The organism is Nocardia sp. NPDC003999, from assembly GCF_053604885.1.
Genome location: NZ_JBSGIB010000003.1, coordinates 348,935 through 369,111 on the forward strand (window position 1 = coordinate 348,935; position 20,177 = coordinate 369,111).

Here is a 20,177-nt window from a genome sequence, read left to right on the forward strand (position 1 = left end):
TTACGTCCTACGGCTGGCGCGCGTGCGCTTGCTGGGGCGGTGCTCGGGGAGTTGCGTCAACAGCGGCAGAACGGAGTGATTGATGAGTTCATTGGCCACGGATCGCGTCGACCAATGTTCATCCGGCGAATTCTCGGCCCAACCGTTTGCTCTGTCACCCGCGCAGACAGCTCTCTGGTACGCGCAGCGGATTCGCCCCGACGTACCGCTCACGATCTCTCAGTACGTCGAGATCCACGGCGACTTGGACGAGGGGCGGCTGCTGTACGCGATCGAGCGTTTCGGCGCCGAGACCCAGGTGGGTCAAGTGCGCCTGTTGGAAATAGATGGCACTCCGTATCAGATCGTCGACCCGGTGACACGGCCCGGCTGGCGCCGTTTCGATCTGCGCGGCGAGGCCGACCCGCGCGCCGCGGCGCTGCGCTGGATGCACGAACACACGAGCTCGCCGATCGATCTGGAACGCGATCCGCTGACCTCCAACGCGGTTCTGCGGATCGGGGACTCCCATTACATCTGGTACTCGTTCGCCCACCACATCGTCATCGACGGCTACGGTGCGATGAACGCGCTCACCCGTACCGCGGAGATCTACACCGCGCTGGAGAGCCGGACCGAGCCGGTCGCGTCGCGGGCGACGCCGCTGGCCGAGATCTACGCCGACGAGGCGCGCTACCACGATTCCAGCCGTTTCCAGAGTGACCGCGAGTACTGGGCCGGGCAGCTGTCGGGCGTGGGCGAGCCGGTGAGCCTCGGGGGCGCCCGGCTCGGCGCCGCCACCCACGACGCGGGCCGCAGGCTGGCCACCGCCGTGCTCGACGACGAGCAGCATGCCGCGATCGACGCGGCGACCAGCGCGTGGAACACCACCGACTCGGCGGTGTTCGTCGCGGCGTTGGCCACCTACGTGCGTTCGGTGACGGGCAACGCGGACGTGGTGCTGAGCCTGCCGGTCTCGGCGCGCACCACGGTGTCGCTGCGCCGCTCGGCGGGCGTGATCTCCAACGTCGTGCCGATCCGGCTGCGTTTCGACGAGGCGACCACGATCGGCGACCTGGTGAAGGCGGCCGAGCTGCAGATCACCGGCGCCTTGCGGCATCAGCGCTACCGGCACGACGACATTCGGCGCGACAGCGGCTACTCCCGCGACGCGCGCGGATTCTTCGGCCCGATGGTCAATCTGATGCTGTTCCACGACGAGCTGCGTTTCGGCAGTCTGCTCGGCTCCATGCACGTGCTGGCCACCGGCCCGGTGGAAGACCTCTCGGTCAACGTCTACAACGGCGCGGGTGGCCGCCTGCACATCGACTTCGAAGCCAATCCCCGCCTCTACGGCGAGGCCGAAGTCGGCGTGCACCACGCACGCTATCTGGACTTCCTCGGCCGTTTCCTGGCCGCCGATCCCACGGTGCCCGCCGAGTCGCTCGGCGCGATCACCCACGCCGAGCGCGAGCAGGTCCTGCACGAGTGGAACGCCACCGCCGCGCCCCGGCAGGAGGGCACCCTCGCGAGCCTCTTCGCCGAACGCGTCGGGTCCGATCCGGACGCCATCGCACTCGAGTTCGGCGACGAGTCGCTGACCTACGCCGAACTCGACGGCCGCGCCAACCGCCTGGCCAGGCTTTTGATCGCGCGCGGCGCCGGGCCCGATACGACGGTCGCCCTGTGCCTGCGCCGCAGCCTCGACCTGGTGGTCGGCATGTACGCGATCGTGAAAGCGGGCGCGGCGTACCTGCCGCTGGACACCGAGCACCCGGCCGAGCGGATCGCGCAGATCGTGCGTCAGGCCGAGCCGTTGTGCGTGCTCACCGCCAGCCGGGACGACGTGGAGCTGCCCGCGACGGTCACCCGGCTGGACATCGACACCGCGCGGCTCTCCGGATTCGACGACGCGCCGGTCAGCGACGCCGACCGCACGGGCGCGCTGCGCCCCGACCACCTCGCCTACGTCATCTTCACCTCCGGATCGACCGGAAAGCCCAAAGGCGTCGGGGTGACCCATGCCGCCATCGTCAACCGGCTGCGCTGGATGCAGCACGAGTATCCGCTCGGCCGCGACGACGCGGTGCTGCAGAAGACCCCGGCCACCTTCGACGTCTCGGTGTGGGAGTTCTTCTGGCCCTTGCAGGTCGGCGCGCGCTTGGTGATCGCCGCCCCCGACGGGCACCGCGACCCGACGTACCTCGCCCGGGTCATCGCCGAAAAAGGCATCACCACAGCGCATTTCGTGCCGTCCATGCTATCGGTGTTCGTCACCGAGGCGGATCTACGCGGTTGCGCCTGCCTGCACCGGGTGTTCTGCAGTGGTGAGGCGCTGCCCGCCGCCGCCGTGCGGGAGTTCTACGCGGCGCTGCCCGCCGCCGAACTGCACAACCTCTACGGTCCGACCGAGGCCGCCGTGGACGTCACCTACTGGGCGTGCCCACCCGATGCCGCCGCCGTGCCGATCGGCTCGCCGGTGTGGAACACCCAGACCTACGTGCTGGACGACCGCTTGCAGCCCGTTCCGCCCGGCGTGGTCGGCGAACTGTATCTCGCCGGAGTCCAGCTGGCCCGCGGCTACCTGAGACAGCCGCGGCTGACCGCCGACCGATTCGTCGCCGACCCCTTCACTCCCGGCGCGCGGATGTACCGCACCGGTGACCTGGCACGCTGGCAGATCGGCCGCTCCGGTGCCGAGCCGCGCGTGCTGGAATACCTGGGCCGCAGCGACTTCCAGGTCAAGATCCGTGGCCTGCGCATCGAGCTCGGTGAGGTCGAGGCCGCACTGCTCGAGGACGCGAAGGTGGCTCGCGCGGTATGCGTGGCGCACACCGGACGCGCGGGCGACGAGTTGGTCGCCTACGTGGTCGCGGCGAAGCAGGACGACGACGATGCCCCGCTGGACACGGCCGCGCTGTTGACCGCGCTGCGGCGCACGCTGCCCAGCTACATGGTGCCGTCCGCGCTGATGGAACTCGACGAGCTGCCGCTGAGCGCCAACGGAAAGATCGATCGGAAGGCGCTGCCCGTGCCCACGCCGGGCACGCGGTCGATCCGGCCGATCGCCGAACCCCGCACCGAGGTCGAGCGGGTGCTCGCGGGCATCTTCGCCGAGGTGCTCGACACCGAGGTCGGCATCGAGGACAACTTCTTCGATCTCGGCGGCAACTCGCTCATCGCCGCGCGGGCGGTATCCAGGATCAACGCCGCCCTCGGCACCGCGCTGACCATCCGTGACCTGTTCGAGTCGGCGACGATCGAGGCGCTCACCCGGCGATTCGCCATGCAGACCACCGACGTCGCCTCGCCGCGGCTGACGCCCGCCGAACGACCGGAGCGGATCCCGCTGTCGCAGGCGCAGCAGCGGCTGTGGATCCTGAACCGGTTCTCCGAACACGCCGCCGCGTACAACATGCCGCTCGCGGTGGAGGTGGAAGGCCCACTGGACGTGGCCGCGTTGCGTGCGGGCCTGGTGGACGTCATCGAACGGCACGAGAGCCTGCGCACCACCTTCCCGGAGTCGCCGGAGGGGCCCTACCAACTGATCCACTCGGCCGTGGCGATCCCGCTGACGCTCGACCCGATCGATGTCACAGCGGCCGACGTGGCGGACCTGGCGACCGAGTATGCCGGGTACGGCTTCGATCTGCGCAGCCAAGCCCCGATCCGGGTGGCGCTCTACCGCACCGGCCCGCAGCGCCACGTCTTCCTCGTCGTGCTGCATCACATCTGCGGTGACGGTTGGTCCATCGCACCGCTGGCCAAGGACCTGATGACGGCGGTGGCCGCGCGCGCGAACGGCGTGGAACCGCAGTGGACGCAGTTGCCGGTGCAGTACGCCGACTTCGCCCTCTGGCAGCGCGAGCTGCTCGGCGACGAGTCCGATCCGGCCAGCGCGCTCAGCCGTCAGCTCACGCACTGGCGCACGGCGCTGGCCGGGCTCCCCGAGCAACTCGATCTGCCGCTGGACCGCCCGCGCCCACTGCGCAGGTCGACCGTGGGCGGCCGGGTCGAGTTCACCATTCCGGCCGAGATCCGCCGCGCGGCGGTCGAACTCGCGGCCGGCCGGGGCGTGAGCATGTTCATGGTGCTGCACGCGGCGCTGGCGACCCTGCTGTCGCGGCTGTGCGCGAGCGGTGACATCGCGATCGGCACCCCGATCGCGGGTCGTTCCGATCCGGCGCTCGACGACCTGGTCGGCATGTTCGTCAACACCCTCGTCCTGCGCACCGCGGTCGACCCGGCGGCCGGGTTCGACCGGATGCTCGACGTGGTGCGCGAGACCGACCTCAACGCCTTCGCCAACGCCGACGTACCGTTCGAGCGGCTGGTCGAGGTGGTCAACCCGGAGCGTTCTCCGTCGCGGCATCCGTTGTTCCAGGTGATGCTGTCCTACGACCACGCGCCGGATCTGCGGATCGAGCTGCCCGGGGTCCGCGCCGCGGTGCTGCCGATCGCCTCGGACGTCGCCAAGTTCGACTTGCAGTTGGTCGTCCACGACGACTCCGGCGACGGACCGCTGTCGGCCGAATTCGGCTATACGACGGACGTTTTCGACCACTCCACTGTGCAGTCGTTCGCCCGCAGGTTCATCGCCGTGCTGGCGGGCGGCGTGGCCGCTCCCGAGCTGCCGGTCGGCGACCTGCCGATCCTCGACCGCAGGGAGTCCGAGAATCTGGTGCCCATCGGGGGCGCGCCCGCCGAGCCGTCGATCACGCTGGCCACCTTGCTGTCCGGCACCGCGCGCAGGCTGCCGGACGCGGTGGCGGTTCGTTATCTCGGCGCCGACACCACCTACCGCGAACTCGACGAGCGATCGAACACGCTGGCGCGCGTGCTCATCGAGCACGGGGCCGGTCCCGAGACGGTCGTCGCGATCGCGCTGCCGCGCGGGCTCGACGCGATCACCGCGGTGTGGTCCGTCGCCAAAACCGGTGCGGCCTATGTGCCGATCGATCCCAGCTACCCGGGCGAGCGGATCGCGCACATGATCGGTGACTCCGGGGCGACGCTCGGCATCACCGACCCCGAATGCCTCGACGCCATGCCCGCCCTGCCCGCGACGCGGGGCAGGCACCGCAAGACCCAGGTCGACTGGCTGGTCCTCGGCTCGGGTGAACTGACCGCCGAGCTGGCGGGCCACTCGGCGGATCCGATCACCGACGACGAACGGCACCACCCGATGCGGGTGAGCCACCCGGCCTATCTCATCTACACCTCCGGGTCCACCGGCACGCCGAAGGCGGTCGTCGTGACCCACGCCGGTATCGCCTCCCTCGCCGGCGAGCAGAACTACCTGTTCGGCATCTCGGACGCGGCGCGCACGCTGCACTTCTCCTCGCCCAGCTTCGACGCCTCGGTGCTGGAGCTGCTGCTCGGCTTCGCCGCGGGCGCGACAATGGTGATCGCCCCGCCGGGCATGTACGGCGGCGCCGAGCTGGCCGCGCTGCTGCGCGAGGAGCGGGTCACCCACGCCTTCGTCACACCGGCCGCGCTGGCCACCGTGCCGAGCGAGGGGCTCGACGAGCTGGAGACGGTCATCGTCGGCGGTGACGCCTGCTCGGAGGAGCTCGTCGAGACCTGGACCGCCGGGCATCGCATGCACAACATGTACGGTCCGTCGGAGGCCACCGTCGCGGCGACCGCTAGCGGGCCCATGCGGCCGGGCCGGCCCGTGCCGCTCGGTGCGCCGGTGCGTGGCATGCGTCTGTTCGTGCTGGACAGTCGCCTGCATCCGGTGCCGCCGGGCACGCCGGGCGAGCTGTACGTGTCGGGTCCCGGCGTCGCCCGCGGCTACCACGGCCGTTTCGGCCTGACCGCGCAGCGATTCGTGCCCAACCCGCACGGCAGGCGTGGGGAGCGGATGTACCGCACCGGCGACTTGGTCGTCATGGAGCGGTCCGGACAGCTGCGGTTCCTCGGGCGCGCCGACGATCAGATCAAGATCCGCGGCTTCCGTATCGAACTGCGCGAGATCGACAACGTGCTGCGCCTGCATCCCGGCATCCGGTTCGCGCTCACCGTGGTGCACACCGACGAGCAGGGCCAGGTACGGCTGGCGTCGTATGTGACGGCCGATCGGCCGGTCGAGGCGCGGGCCGTGCTGGAGACCGCGCGGCAGCGGCTGCCCGGCTACATGGTGCCCGCGTCGGTGGCGGTGCTGGACGAGATCCCGGTGACGCCCGCGGGCAAGCTGAACCGAAAGGCGTTGCCGCAGCCCGTGTTCGAGGCCGCGGCGACGTCCCGTCCGCCGAGCACCGCACTGGAGTTGGGCGTGGCGGGCGTGTTCGGCGGGGTGCTCGGTCGCCCGGTGACCGGAGCCGAGGACAGCTTCTTCGATCTCGGCGGCAACTCGCTGCTGGCCACCCGGCTCGCCGCCGCGCTGCACGCGGAGTTCGGTGTGGAGCTGCCGGTGCGGTCGATCTTCGAGGCGCCGACGGTCGCGGGAGTCGCCGAGCAACTGGACCGAGCGCCCCGGACGCAGCGGCAGGCGCTGGCGGTGCAGACGCCACGTCCGGGACGCATTCCATTGTCGCTGCCGCAGCAGCGTTTGTGGTTCATCAACCGATTCGCGCCCGAATCGAGTGCGTACAACATCGCTTTCGTGATCCGCGTGGCCGGCGATCTGGACGTGCCCGCGCTACGCGAAGCGATCGCCGACGTGGTGGGGCGGCACGAAGTGCTGCGCACCGTCTTCCCCGAGGACGCCGACGGCGCGCAGCAGGTGGTGCTGCCGGTCGAGCGGGCGGTGCCCGAGGTGGTGGTCACCGACATCGATGACTCCGGCGCGAAGGCCGCGCTGGAAGCTCTGGCGCACAGCGGTTTCGATCTCACCAGGCAGCCGCCGCTGCGTCTGTCGCTGTTGCGCACCTCCCCGGAGCGTTACCTGCTCGGCGTCGTGCTGCACCATATCGCCGCCGACGGCTGGTCGCTCGGTCCGCTGACCAAGGACTTGGCCGCCGCCTACGCGGCGCGGCACGAGGGTGCGGCGCCGTCGTGGACGCCGCTTCCGGTGCAGTACGCCGACTTCGGGCTCTGGCAGCGTGCCTGCCTCGGCTCGGAAGGCGATCCGGACAGCGTCGCGGCGACCCAACTGGAGTACTGGCGCACCGCGCTGGCCGACATTCCCGACCAGTTGCCGCTGCCTTATGACCGGCCGCGGCCGGAGGAGCCGACGCAGCAGGCGGGAACGGTGCGTTTCACGGTGCCGGAGCAGGTGCGGCGCGGGCTCGCCGAGCTGGCTCGCGATCGAGGTGTCAGCAAGTTCATGGTGCTGCGTTCGGCGTTCGCGGTGCTGTTGCGCTGTGTCACCGGCGGTCGGGACATCGTGATCGGCACCCCGGTGGCGGGGCGTACCGACACCAAGCTCGACGAACTTGTCGGCATGTTCGTGAACACGTTGGTGCTGCGCTCCGACGTCGACCCGGACCGCAGCTTCACCGATCTGCTGCGCGCCGACCGGGATACCGAGCTGGCCGCGCTGGCGCACGCCGACATCCCGTTCGAGCGCATCGTGGACGAACTCGGCGCCGATGCCCGCGCCACGGGCCGTCATCCGCTGTTCCAGGTGGCGCTGAGTGTGCAGGACGGTCCGGTGCCCGCGTTGGAACTGCCCGGCCTCGCGTTGCGCGCGGAGCCGTTGGACATCGCGCTGGCGAAGTTCGACTTGGAGCTGCGGGTCGCGAACGACACCGGCGCACCGGGATCCGCCGCGGACGAGACCGACAGCGTCTACGAGTTCGTCTACGCCGCAGAACTTTTCGACGCGACGACGATCGAGACGTTGGCGGACCGATTCCTGCGCGTGCTCTCCGCCGTCACCACCGACCCGCGCGTGCCGATCCGCGACGTCGACGCGCGTACCGACCACGAGCGCCGCACACTCGCCCCGGCGCGGGGCGGGCAGGCGGCCGAGCCGTGCACGCTGGCCGCGTACTTCACCGCCACCGCGCAGCGGTTCCCGCACAACACGGCGCTGTGCGCGGGGACGACCTCACTGACCTATGCCGAGCTCGACCGGCGCTCCAACCGCTTGGCGCGGGCACTCATCGCGCGCGGACTCGGCCCGGGAACGCGGGTGGCGCTGGGGCTCATCCGCTCGATCGATTCGGTGGTGGCGCTGCTGGCGGCGACGAAGGCAGGCGCGACGTTCGTCCCGGTCGACCCCAAGTACCCCGCCGAGCGCATCCGGCACATGCTCGCCGACTCCGGTTGCGCGACCGGCGTCACGATCACCGTGCACGCGGAGCAGCTGCGCGCGGGCGCCCCGGCCGGGCGGGAGATCGAGTGGTTGTTACTGGATCGTCCCGAATTCGCCGCGGAACTCGACGGCCACGACGACGCGCCGATCCACGACCACGAACGCTCGCGCGCCAACCAGGTGGCGGACCTGGCCTACCTGGTCTACACCTCCGGATCGACCGGAACGCCCAAGGGTGTCGCGGTGACCCACGGCGGTCTGTCCAACCTGGCCGACGAGATCCGCGACCGCATCGGCGTCGACGAGCATTCCCGCACACTGCACTTCGCGACGCCGAGTTTCGACGCGGCGATCCTGGATCTGCTCATCGCGCTGGGCGCGGGCGCGGCGATGGTGATCTGCCCGGCCGACATCTACGGCGGTGACGAGCTGGCCGCGCTGCTGGAGCGCGAGCGCGTCTCCCACGGCTTCATGACCCCGGCCGCGCTCGCCACCATCGACCACGAACGCTGGCCGCTGCCGCACCTGCGTGCGCTCATGGTCGGCGGCGAGGCGGTTGCGCCGGATCTGGTGGCGCGCTGGGCGCCGGGACGTGTGCTGTGTGATGTGTACGGACCGACCGAGACCACCGTGGTCATCACGATCTCCCGCCCGATCCGCTTCGGCGATCCGATCACGATCGGCAGCCTGGTGCGCGGAGCCAGGGCGTTGGTGCTCGATGAGCGACTGCGCCCGGTGCCGGTCGGTGTTCCCGGCGAGCTGTACCTCGCGGGGCACGGCCTCGCGCGCGGGTACTTCGACCGGTTCGGGCTCACCGCAACGCGTTTCGTGGCCGACCCGTGCGGGCCCGCGGGCGCCAGGATGTACCGGACCGGTGACGTGGTGCGCTGGAACGCCGCCGGCGAGCTGGTCTACCTCGGGCGCAGCGACCACCAGGTGAAGCTGCGCGGGTTCCGGGTCGAACTCGGCGAGATCACCACCGTGCTCGGCGAACACCCGTCGGTGCGGTTCGCGCACACCGAGGTGCGCCGCATCGCCGGCGCCGACCGGATCGTCGCGTTCGTACAGCCCGCCGACCGGGCGGCCGGGGTGGACACCGAGGAGGTGCGCGCCTTCGTCGCGGGCAGGCTGCCCACGCACATGGTGCCCTCCGGGCTCACCGTGCTGGACGCCATTCCGCTGACTCCGGTCGGCAAGCTGGACGTCAGCGCACTGCCCGAACCGCAGTTGCTCGGGGATTCGCCCGGCCGTGCGCCGCGGACCGACACGGAGCGCTTGGTGGCCGCGGTGATGGGTGAGTTGATCGGGGCCGACGGCGTGCGTGCCGAGGACAGCTTCTTCGACATCGGCGGCAACTCCTTGCTGGCGACCCAGCTCGTCGCGCGGCTGGCCGCGGCGACGAACGTACGGCTCGCCGTGCGCACCGTGTTCGCCACGCCGACGGTCGCCGGGCTCGCCGAGCTGCTGGACACGGGCGCGGCGTCCGATGCGGACCGCCCGGCGCTGGTGCGCCGGGAGCGCCCCGAGCGCATCCCGCTGTCGGCCGCTCAGCGGCGGCTGTGGTTCCTCAACCGGTTCAACGCCGGGTCGGGCGCCGGGCAGTCGTCGGGCGCCTACAACGTCCCGCTCGTCCTTCGGATGACCGGTGCCCTCGATGTCGGCGCGCTGGTCTCCGCACTGCACGCGGTGCAAGCCAGACACGAAACCCTGCGCACGGTGTTCCCGGAGACCGACGGCGCACCCGCGCAGGTCGTGCTCGACCCGGCCGAGGCGGCCATCTCGCTGTCGCGGATGACGGTGCGCCCGGACGAGGTCGAGACCGCCGTGCGTCGTTTCGCCGCACCGGGATTCGATCTGGCCACCACCGTTCCGATCCGCGCGGCGTTGATCTCGGTGCAGACCGGCGAGCCCGCGGAGCACGTGCTCGTCGTCGTGGTGCATCACATCGCGATGGACGGCTGGTCGCTCGAACCGATGGCCGCCGACGTCGCCGTCGCCTACCGCGCCGCCTGCGGTGGCGGCGCGGCGGAGTGGGCGGAGCCCGAGGTCCAATACGCCGACTACACCCTGTGGCAGCAGGAGGTGCTCGGCAGCGAGGACGACCCGGACTCGGCGGTGACCAGGCAGCTGGAGTACTGGCGGCACACCCTGGACGGCATCCCGGAGTTGCTGACCGTGCCCGCCGACCGGCCGCGTCCGCCCGCCCCGTCCTATCGGGGCGGCACCGTGGAGTGCGCGGTGGACCCGGTCACGCACCGCGAGTTGCAGATGATCGCCGGTAGCAACAACGTCAGCCTCTTCATGGTCCTGCACGCCGCGCTCGCGGTGCTGCTGCACCGGATGACCGCCACCGACGACATCACCGTCGGCACCCCGATCGCGGGTCGCGGTCATCCCGCGCTGGACCGGCTGGTCGGCATGTTCGTCAACACGCTGGTGCTGCGCACGCGGATCGACCCGGGCGCCCGGTTCACCGACCTGCTGCACGCCGTGCGCGAAACCGACCTGGACGCCTTCGCCCACGCGGACCTGCCGTTCGAACGTCTGGTGGAGGTGCTCAACCCGGCCAGGTCCCAGGCGCACCATCCGATGTTCCAGGTGATGCTCTCGGTCCGCAACGAGCCGGTCGGCGGCTTGGACCTGCCGGGGCTGCGCATCGAGGCGGCCGACATCGACACCGGGATAGCAAAGTTCGATCTCCAATTCACCCTGACCGAAACGCAGACCCCGCAACGTGATCCGGCCGGCATCACGGTGGCGGTGAACTACGCGAGTGACCTGTTCGACGAGCCGACCGCGCAGCGGCTGGGCAAGCGCCTGGCCCGCTTGCTGGCCGCGATCGCCGCGAACCCGACCACCGCTGTGGGCGATCTGGAGGTGCTCGATCCCGCCGAGTGGTCGGGGCTGGCTCCGGTGCGCGGGGCCAAACCGGACCGGCCGATCACCTTCCCCGAAGTGTTCGAGCTGGCGGCGAGCGTCGACCGGGCCGGCATCGCCCTGGTGGCCGACGGCACCGAGGTGACCTACGACGCCCTGGATCGCTGGACCAACCGGCTGGCGCGCGTACTCATCGCCCGTGGCGTCGGACCGGAAACGCTGGTGGCCCTCGGCATCCCGCGGTCGATCGAGTCGGTGGCGACGGTGCTCGCGGTGGCCAAGGCCGGAGCGGCGTTCGTGCCGGTCGACCCGCTGTACCCGCGGCAGCGCATCGCGCACATGTTGTCGGATTCCGGTGCGTCACTGGGCATCACGCTGGCGGGCTACCGCGGCGAGCTGCCCGAGGGCGCGGAGTGGATCGTGCTCGACGACCCGGCGTTCCGCCGCCTGGTGCTCGCCGCGCCGGACGCGCCGATCGCCGACGCGGAGCGCCTCGCCCCGCTGCGAATCGACAATCCCGCGTACGTGATCTACACGTCCGGCTCCACCGGTACGCCGAAGGGCGTGATGGTCACGCACGGTGGATTGTCGAACTTCGCCGCCGAGACCGCCCACCGGTTCGACGTCCAGCCGGGGTGCCGGGTGCTGCATTTCGCCACGCCGAGCTTCGACGCCGCGATGCTCGATCTGCTGCTGTCCCTCGGTGGCGCGGCGACCCTGGTGATCACGCCCAGCGGCGTGGTCGGCGGCGACGAACTGCGGCAGGTCTTCGCCGCGGAGGGAATCACCCACGCGTTCATCACCACCTCGGCGCTCGGCACGGTCGACCCGCATGGCCTCGCGGAGTTGCAGCACGTGCTGGTCGGCGGTGAGGCGCTGCCGCCGGACCTGGTGACCCAGTGGGCGCCGGGCCGCAATCTGTACAACGTCTACGGCCCGACCGAGACCACCATCGTCACGGTGATGTCCCAGCCGATGACGCCCGGCGAGCCGATCACCATCGGCGGACCCATTCGCGGCGTCAACGCGGCGGTCCTGGACGCGCGGCTGCATCCGGCTCCGCTGGGGGTGACCGGCGAGCTGCACCTGTCCGGAGACGCGCTGGCCCGCGGTTACCTGAACCGTCCTGGTCTGACCGCGCAGCGGTTCGTCGCCAACCCGTTCGGCAAGCCGGGGGAGCGGATGTACCGCACCGGCGACCTGGTGCGCTGGTGGGCCGGGTCGCGCGAGCACGGGTCGTCGGCGGACGCCGCGCCGGAGATCCAGTACGTCGGCCGTACCGACCATCAGGTCAAGATCCGCGGCTTCCGTATCGAACTCGGCGAGATCGACGCCGCGCTCGCGCGTCACGGCGGGGTGGCGTTCTCCACCACCATCGGGCATCGCACCCCGGCAGGCGCGACAGCGCTGGTGTCGTACGTGAAGGCGCGCGACGGAGTGTCGCTCACCGCGGCCGAGCTGACCGGGCATGTGGCCGGACTGGTACCGAATTACATGGTGCCGCAATCGATCATGCTGCTCGACGAGGTTCCGCTGAGCCCCGTGGGCAAGCTGGATCGGGCGAAGCTGCCGGAACCGGTGTTCACCACGGGTGAGGGCTATCGGGCCCCGTCCACCCCGACGGAGGAGGCGCTGTGCGCGGCTTTCGCCGAGGTGCTCGGTGTGGAGTCGGTGGGCGCGGACGACGGTTTCTTCGAACTCGGCGGCAACTCGCTGCTGGCCACGAAAGTCGTCGCGCGCGTGCGGGAGACGGGCATCGACCTGCCGGTGCAGTTGATGTTCGGCGACGCGACGCCCGCCGCCATCGCGGCGCGGCTGGACGACGCGGGCGCGACCTCGGGCGCCGCGGTGGCGGCGATGCTGGCGCCGGTGCTGCCGATCCGGCCGGGTACCGCGGCGAGCCGGGCGCCGCTGTTCTGTGTGCATCCGGCGATCGGTCTGGCTTGGTGCTACTCGGGATTGCTCGCGCATCTGCCGGGGGACCGGCCGGTGTACGGGTTGCAGGCGCCGCACGCCGCCGGGCAGGACGGCTACGCGTCGATCGACGAGGCCGCGAGCCACTACGTGGCCGCGATCAAGGAGATCCAGCCCGAGGGGCCCTACCACCTGCTCGGCTGGTCGCTCGGCGGATTGATCGCACAGGAGATGGCCGTGCAGTTGCAAGAGGCGGGCGACGAAGTCGCGCTGCTGTCGATGATGGACAGCTACCGCCTGTCCGACGAACTGCTCGACCAGGCGACGCCGAGCGTCGCCGAGATCGTCGGGGAGTTCGGCAGCGACGAACTCGGCGCGGAGATCGATCCCGGCATGAGTCTTCGGGAGGCGGCCGAACTGCTGCGCGCCCGGTCCGGACCGTTCGCGGCGCTGACCGTCGAGCATCTGGAGCGGCTCTACGCGGGCTACGACAACGGCACCGTGCTCGCACACAGCTTCCGGCCCCGCCCGTTCGACGGCGACCTGCTGTTCTTCAGCGCGGGCGACGACCCGATCAACCGGGCCGATCCCGACCGGCGCGCCGACGCCTGGGAGCCGTACGTCACCGGCGCCGTCCACGACCACGAGCTGCGCTGCGCGCACTCCGCGATGACCACCCCGGAGGCACTGGCGGTGATCGGGCCGGTGCTGCGGAGGTGGCTGGAGACGAAGGAGACGCACAGGTGAGTTTCGCGGTGGAAGTGACCGGCCTGGTGAAGAACTACGGCCGGGTCCGCGTGCTGGACGAGATCGACCTACGGATTCCCACGGGCACCGTGATGGGTCTGCTCGGCCCCAACGGCGCGGGCAAGACGACGACCGTGCGGATCGTCACCACGCTGCTGAAGCCGTCCGCCGGGTCGGTGCGCGTGGCGGGCGTCGACGTACTGCGCGATCCCGCGGCGGCGCGCAAACGGATCGGCCTATCCGGCCAGTACGCCGCCGTCGACGCCAATCTGTCCGGTTACGAGAACCTGCGCATGGTGGCCAGGCTGTACGGGATGTCGCCGCGGCAGGCGACTGCCAGGGCCACCGAACTGCTCGGCGCCCTGGGGCTCGACTACGCCGCGCACCGCAGAGCGGGAACCTACTCCGGCGGCATGGCCCGGCGGCTGGACCTCGCGGGCGCGCTGGTCGCCCGGCCCACTGTGGTGGTGCTGGACGAGCCGACCACCGGTCTGGACCCGCGCGGCAGACTGGACATGTGGGGGGTGATCGGCGACCTGGTCGACGACGGCACCACGGTGCTGCTCACCACGCAGTATCTGGAAGAGGCCGACCTGCTGGCCGACCGCATCACCGTCATCGATCACGGGCAGGTCATCGCGCGCGGCTCGGCTGACGAACTGAAGACCTCGATCGGCGGCGACCGGCTCACCGTCACCTTGGCCGCCGGACAGGCCGCCGCGCCCGCGCTGGCCGTGCTGGCGCAGGTCGGCGTCGGCGAGCCCGGCCACGAGGCGGGCACCGACGAGGTATCGGTGGTGGTCGGCGACGGTTCGCGCACGATGGTGGAGGCGCTGCGCAGGCTCGACGACGCGGGCGTCTGCGTGGTCGACGCCAACGTGCACCGGCCGAGCCTCGATGACGTATTCCTTTCCCTCACCGGCAAACCGAGCGGAGCGACCGTCACGGAACCGGAGACCGACGACGTACAAGAGGAGATCATGTCGTGAGCACGGCAATCGTTGGGGAGGCCGCCGCGAAGGCGGAACAGGAGCCGAAAAAGGCCGCGACGCAACCGAATTCCGCCCCGCGGCTGCGGTTGTTCCGGGACAGCGCGATCGTCGCGCACCGCAATCTGCTCACCATTCTGCGCGTGCCGACGCTGCTGGTGACGGCCACGATCCAACCGCTGATGTTCGTGTTCTTGTTCGCCTACATCTTCGGCGCCTCGCTGGGCGGCGGCCAATACCGCGAATTCCTGCTCGCGGGCATCTTCACCCAGACGGTGGCGTTCAACGCCGCGTTCACCACGGTCGGCCTGGCCGGGGACCTGCAGAAGGGCATCATCGACCGGATGCGCGCGCTGCCGATGTCGCGGCTGGCCGTGCTGATGGGCCGCACGCTGTCGGACCTGGTGGTCAACATCCTGAGTTTGGCGGTGATGGTCGGGTGCGGGTACATCGTGGGCTGGCGCATCCACGGCAGCGTCTCCGACGCCGTGCTGGCGTTCGCGGTGATCCTGCTGTTCGCCTTCGCGATGTCCTGGGTCGGCGCGCTGACGGGCCTGATGTCGCCGACCGTCGAAGTGGCACAGAGCGCCGGACTGATCTGGCTGTTCCCGCTGACGTTCATCTCCTCGGCGTTCATCTCGGCCGAGACGCTGCCGGGTCCGCTGCGCACGATCGCCGAGTGGAATCCGATCACCGCGGTGTCGGCGGCGGGACGAAAGCTGTTCGACAACGACTCGCCGCCCACCTTCGTCCCGCCCAGCGGCTGGGCCGCCGACCACAGCGTCGAATACGCGGCAGCCTGCTCGGTGGCGATCCTCGTGGTGGCCGTGCCGCTGGCGCTGCTGCGCTACCGCAAGGTGGCCAGTCACTGACCCGCACGACCACGCGAACAGCGAACGGCCGCCGGCATCCGGACGATGCGGCGGCCGTTTCAGTATTCGCGAACCGTCAGGCGCGGCGGCGGGTCTTGAGCAGCTCCAAGCGCTCCTTGAGCAACTCCTCGAGCTCCTCCTTGCTGCGGCGTTCCAGCAGCATGTCCCAATGCGTGCGCGGCGGCTTGACCTTCTTGGTCTCCTGGCTGGTGCCTTCGACCAGCACGCCCTCCTGGCCGTTGCGGCACAGCCAGGTCGGCGGGATCTCGGCGTCGTCGGCGAAGGGAACGTCGAATTCCTCGCCGTTGTCGGTCCGGTACCGGGCGATCCGACGCGGAGCCAGGTCGTGGTCGCGATCGGTCTCGTAGCTCACCGCTCCGAGCCGACTGCCTCGGAGTACGCGATCTGCCATGGTGTGCCTCTCCCTGTGTGCTCGAGTCTTCGTGCGCTGCGACCGTGTCCGCGCGAGTGCGCGTGGCACCCGCCGGACCTGATGTACAACGATCGGGCCTGCGCCGATAGTTCCCGACGCGGCCGCGGTGAACCGTTCCATTGTAGTGCCCGCGGCGCACAGGACTCGTCGCGCCCGATGGCGGGTGATTCGCCGGGGGTCGCTGAGTGGACCGCGGATGGCGAGCTATTAGTGTTCTGCGTCATGTCGCGCCGCTTGTCCTGCCAGTGGTGTGGGCGGGAGATCGTGGAATCGGAGGCCGGCCGCCGTCGCCGGTACTGCCGCCAGTCCTGTCGCCAACGCGCCTACGAACACCGCAACAGTCTGAAGGGAACGGGGATTCCCGACGACGCGGTGGTACTCAGTGCCCAGGAGGCCGCCGACTTGGCCGATCGCTGGTTCGCTGCCCGCTGCGCCGCCGAGGACGTCGCCACCGCCATCGCGGAGGGGGCGACGCCCGATGAGCTGGCCGTGCTCGGCAAGACGCTGGTCGCGCTCACCCGTGACGCGGAACGTCTGCGCTGACCGGGTCCGCCGGGTTCGGGTGTGCGGCGCGGTCGCGGTGGCGTAGATACGCCGCGGCGAGCAGCGCGACTACGGTCGCGGCGAGTCCGCAGCCCGCCGACCAGGTGGCGGTGTCCGGGTGGACCAGCGACTGGCCGCGCATCGCCTGCCAGAAGACCAGCGCCAGCAGGCCGGTGTAGCCCGCCGCGAGCACACCCACGACGGCCGCGCGGGCGCGTTCGGGGCGCAGCCAGCGGTACCGGGGAGCGAGCCAGGCGAGCGCGACGGCCACCAGCAGCAGCACCTGGATGCCGTGCAGCCCAACGAAGTGCGGAACGCGCAGGTCTCCGCCGACCGTGCTCCAGTGCGTGATCGGCATGCCGCGCGTGGCGTCGCGCGCGGCGAGATCGCCCGCGCCGGACAGCACCGTGTGCCCGGCGGCCAATTCGACGATTCGTCCGTCACTGTCGCGGACGAGTTGCTTGCCGGTGAAGCCCATCAGGTAGCCCAGCGCCATGCCCGCCACGGCCAGTGCCAGTCCGGCGTGGACAGCGCGTGCGGTCGGGCGGTCCACCAAACGCTGCCAGGACAAGATCAGCACGATGAGCAGGTTGGCCAGGAACAGGCCGGGCACGCCGGAGGCGAAGACCATCTGCCCGATCGAGTTCACCGGGTCGTCCTCGGTATTGAAGTGGCTGAACGTGCCGCGTGCGGCCTGCAGCACGATGAATCCCACATCGATGAATCCGGTCACCGCGAACACCGAGCCCAGCCACCAGGTGACCCGGCTGCCCTTGTGCGGCAACGACAGCAGCCACGCCAGGGTGAGGCTGTAGAGCGCGAACGCCAGGCCGAATTTCATCGGCTTGAGCCAGACCGATTCGCCGAGCAGCGTGCGGTCGTCGATCGGCATCGCCGCGAGGGAGAACAGGACGAGCGCCGTCATCGCGGCGACCGTGCCCAGCAGTGGCCGATGCAGTCGCCCGCGCGTCGCCGTCTTCGCGCTCGCCCGCGACCCGTCTTCGGGCGCGGTGGCGAAATATGTTGTGGACATGGACCGAACGTAGAAATCACGGACGCCGGAGGGCGTCCCGCCGCGGCGCTATTCGCGCCTAGTACCCGGGTATCGGGCGACACGATCGGTCGGTACCGCAGACGCACATGCCGCCGCATAGCTCGTGCCCCGGCTCGCTGTCACAGCTCGTCCGGTCGGCTCACACGATGTGATCCCGCGGCGAGATCGCGGGCCGTCGTGCCCGGCGTGCCCGGCCCGCCTGGAGAGAAGAAGCGGGCCGCGAACGCGTCGTTGCGTTCGCGGCCCTCGCGGGCGACGGCGTTGTCGCCGGGTCCGTTCGCGAGATCAGTCCTCCTGCGCATACCCGACGTCGATGCCGCGTCCGGCCAGCCAGGGCCGCGGATCGATCGGCCTGCCGTCGGGCAGACGGACCTCGTAGTGCAGATGCGGGCCGGTGGAGTAGCCACGATTGCCGACCGTCGCGATGACGTCGCCCGCGCGGACCTGCTGTCCGACGGTGGCGAGGATGTCGTTCACGTGGCCGTAGACGCCGATGGTGCCGTCGTCCTGCTGCACGCGCACCCACAGGCCGAAGCCCGAAGCGGGACCGGCCTCGATCACGACGCCGTCGGTGACCGCGGCGATCGGAGCTCCGAGCGGGTCACCGAAATCCAGGCCCGCGTGCATCGCGCCCCAGCGCGTGCCGAAATTCGAGGTGAGCACGCCCGCTGCGGGCCGGACGGTCATGGGGCGCGCGAAGTTCTGCGCGATGCGGTTCACGTCCGAGGGCGCGGGCATCGGGGCGGCCTGCGGCGCCGGACCGGTCGGCGGGGTGAAGACGGCGAATCGAGCCATGCCCTCGGCCGGGCGGATCTCGCCCGAGGCGATCTTCCCCGCGACGAGACGGGCGGACGCGTCGGTGTCCTCGTCCTGCTGCGCCGCGGCGAGGATGCCGAAGGAGGCGGTGACGACCGCGGAGGCGGCGACGACGCGGGCGGCGGCGCGATCACGGCGCAACCGCGTCGCGGCGCGACGGATCGGTAACGGAAAGGTCACGGGCATGCGTCGAACGTACGGCAGCCGTCTCGGGTATCCGCAATCCTGTGGCAACCGTCACCGCCGGGCAAAAACCCAGCTCGCCGGTCACAGAAAGGTGACGAAAGGCGCCGGATTCCCATGCGAGCTGGGAAGACGATGCCGTGTCGATAGTTGACCGGAGAAAAGCTGGGTGCGCAGACTGTGTGAGTGGCGACTAATGGAGTTCGTGCCATCACGGCGCTGGCGGACCCGACCCGCCGCGCGATCTTCGAGGCCCTGCCGCAGGCCGCGCGCTCGGTCGGCGAACTCGCTCGAGAACTCGGAGTGACCAGCTCGGCGGTCTCACAGCATCTGCGTGTGCTGCGCGAGGCGCGGTTGGTGATGATGCGGCCGGACGGCAACCGCAGGCTGTATTCCCTCGACCCGCGCGGTCTCGCCGACGCCCGCGACTACCTCGAGCAGTTCTGGCCGAGTGCGATCGCCGCCTATTCCGCGGCCCTCGAAACCGCCGCGACGGCGAACGCTTGACCGCGGCGGTGCGACCGCACCGAACGCCTGTCATCCCACGCGTCGATACGCCGTCTTACGGCGGTCGGTACCCGTGCCGGGCCAATTGCGCTTGCTCAGCTGCTTGTCGACGGCGTTGATCACCTCGGTGACGCCGATCTGCAACAGACCGGGGTCGGGGGTGTCGGCGTCCGGATCGCCGACGTGGCCGGTCCACAGCACGGCGTGCCTGCCGAGCAGGTGCGCGGGCGGACCCGCCCACCGCGGCGGCGTCGGGCCGAACAACAGGACGGTGCGGGTGCCGAACGCCGTGGCCAGATGCGCCACGCCGGTGTCTCCGCAGATCACCAGGGCCGCCTCGGCGACGGTGGCGGCCAGGTCGATGAGGTTCTGCTGCCCGGCGAGCACCCGGCCCACGGGCAGGCCTGCCCGCGCGGCGATGCCCAGCGCGAGTTGGCGTTCGTATTCGTCCCCGGTGAGAACCACCTCTCGCCCGAGGGCGAGCAGGTGCCGGACGACGGCGGCGAACCGGTCCGCCGGCCAGCGGCGAGCCGGTGCGCCCGCGCCGACGTGCACGACCACGCAGTCGCGGCGGCTGGTCGTCGACACCGGCGGAACCAGTCCGAGGTTGCGGCGATCCGCGCCGATGCCGTCGTACTCCAGCAGGTGACACCAGCGGTCCACCTGGTGCATGTCCGGTTCCCACTCCGGGCCGGACAACTCGGGGAACGCGGGATTGCGGAAGGTGAGTATGCGCTCGGCCCGGGTCTTGGACAGCGTGACGATACTTTCGGCGCTCGAGCCGTGCAGGTTGACCGCCAACTCGGGGGGAGGCGCGTCCCAGCGGAAGCCGCTCGGATCGGCGGTCGGCATCAAGGCGTCGACCGAGGCGATCAGGTCGACGATCGGTTTGAGTCGCAGCGGTGCCGCCAAAACGATGCGATCGTGCGGTTTGGCCCGGCGCAGCGCACGTAGAGCCGGGACCGCGGTGAGTAGATCACCCAGCCCACGCGCCTGCAACACGAGCAGAACCGCCACCCTCTTCTCCTAGCCACCCGAGTCTCACCGAACCCCGACCCAC

At 70.6% G+C, this 20,177-nt stretch carries 10 protein-coding genes; 5 read left to right on the forward strand and 5 right to left on the reverse strand.

Annotated elements, in window-relative coordinates:
• The first annotated feature begins 82 nt into the window (after positions 1-82).
• The 3 genes from ACWESM_RS09200 (at position 83) to ACWESM_RS09210 (ending at position 15,581) form a co-directional block, all read left to right on the forward strand.
• Positions 83-13,720 carry an amino acid adenylation domain-containing protein gene (locus ACWESM_RS09200; RefSeq protein ID WP_452491236.1) on the forward strand — a complete coding sequence of 4,546 codons (13,638 nt, stop codon included), beginning with the start codon at positions 83-85 and terminating at the stop codon, positions 13,718-13,720.
• Positions 13,717-14,709, forward strand: coding sequence for an ATP-binding cassette domain-containing protein (locus ACWESM_RS09205; protein WP_355077659.1), 993 nt, complete (start codon positions 13,717-13,719; stop codon positions 14,707-14,709). Before ACWESM_RS09200 ends, ACWESM_RS09205 begins: the two co-directional genes overlap by 4 nt.
• Positions 14,710-14,798: 89 nt before the next feature.
• On the forward strand, positions 14,799-15,581 hold the full coding sequence (locus tag ACWESM_RS09210; RefSeq protein WP_355077700.1) for an ABC transporter permease: 783 nt from the start codon (positions 14,799-14,801) through the stop codon (positions 15,579-15,581).
• Between the two features lie 76 nt (positions 15,582-15,657).
• On the opposite strand, the gene ACWESM_RS09215 is transcribed toward ACWESM_RS09210, so the two are convergent.
• Positions 15,658-15,993, reverse strand: a complete 336-nt coding sequence (locus ACWESM_RS09215) for an RNA polymerase-binding protein RbpA (RefSeq protein ID WP_355077661.1) — start codon at positions 15,991-15,993, stop codon at positions 15,658-15,660.
• A 243-nt stretch (positions 15,994-16,236) separates the two neighbouring features.
• Here ACWESM_RS09215 and ACWESM_RS09220 point away from each other — a divergent pair, with 243 nt between their 5' ends.
• Positions 16,237-16,557, forward strand: coding sequence for a hypothetical protein (locus ACWESM_RS09220; protein ID WP_355077663.1), 321 nt, complete (start codon positions 16,237-16,239; stop codon positions 16,555-16,557).
• Here ACWESM_RS09220 and ACWESM_RS09225 read toward each other — a convergent pair.
• From ACWESM_RS09225 to ACWESM_RS09235, 3 genes are all read right to left on the reverse strand, one after another.
• The gene (locus ACWESM_RS09225) at positions 16,529-17,590 is read right to left on the reverse strand and encodes a hypothetical protein (protein WP_452491237.1); all 1,062 of its coding nucleotides are present in this window, start codon (positions 17,588-17,590) and stop codon (positions 16,529-16,531) included. The genes ACWESM_RS09220 and ACWESM_RS09225 overlap by 29 nt on opposite strands.
• A gap of 140 nt (positions 17,591-17,730) precedes the next feature.
• A complete protein-coding gene (locus tag ACWESM_RS09230) occupies positions 17,731-17,913 on the reverse strand; it encodes a hypothetical protein (RefSeq protein ID WP_452491238.1) in 183 nt (60 codons plus the stop codon).
• Positions 17,897-18,613, reverse strand: coding sequence for a M23 family metallopeptidase (locus ACWESM_RS09235; RefSeq protein ID WP_452491239.1), 717 nt, complete (start codon positions 18,611-18,613; stop codon positions 17,897-17,899). The genes ACWESM_RS09230 and ACWESM_RS09235 overlap by 17 nt, the downstream gene beginning before the upstream one ends.
• A gap of 183 nt (positions 18,614-18,796) precedes the next feature.
• On the opposite strand from ACWESM_RS09235, the gene ACWESM_RS09240 reads away from it, so the two are divergent.
• Entirely contained in the window at positions 18,797-19,117 is a 321-nt protein-coding gene (locus tag ACWESM_RS09240) for an ArsR/SmtB family transcription factor (protein ID WP_356962127.1), read from the forward strand.
• A 30-nt stretch (positions 19,118-19,147) separates the two neighbouring features.
• On the opposite strand, the gene ACWESM_RS09245 is transcribed toward ACWESM_RS09240, so the two are convergent.
• Positions 19,148-20,134: a glycosyltransferase family 9 protein gene (locus ACWESM_RS09245; protein ID WP_356962128.1), complete on the reverse strand. Its 987-nt coding sequence runs from the start codon at positions 20,132-20,134 to the stop codon at positions 19,148-19,150.
• Positions 20,135-20,177 lie beyond the last annotated feature (43 nt).

Bases quoted from the DNA above. Each gene is read 5' to 3' on its own strand.
- ACWESM_RS09220 (WP_355077663.1), top strand. From the start codon at position 16,237: ATGTCGCGCCGCTTGTCCTGCCAGTGGTGTGGGCGGGAGATCGTGGAA.
- ACWESM_RS09225 (WP_452491237.1), bottom strand. From the start codon at position 17,590: ATGTCCACAACATATTTCGCCACCGCGCCCGAAGACGGGTCGCGGGCG.
- ACWESM_RS09215 (WP_355077661.1), bottom strand. From the start codon at position 15,993: ATGGCAGATCGCGTACTCCGAGGCAGTCGGCTCGGAGCGGTGAGCTAC.
- ACWESM_RS09235 (WP_452491239.1), bottom strand. From the start codon at position 18,613: ATGCCCGTGACCTTTCCGTTACCGATCCGTCGCGCCGCGACGCGGTTG.
- ACWESM_RS09230 (WP_452491238.1), bottom strand. From the start codon at position 17,913: ATGCGCAGGAGGACTGATCTCGCGAACGGACCCGGCGACAACGCCGTC.
- ACWESM_RS09200 (WP_452491236.1), top strand. From the start codon at position 83: ATGAGTTCATTGGCCACGGATCGCGTCGACCAATGTTCATCCGGCGAA.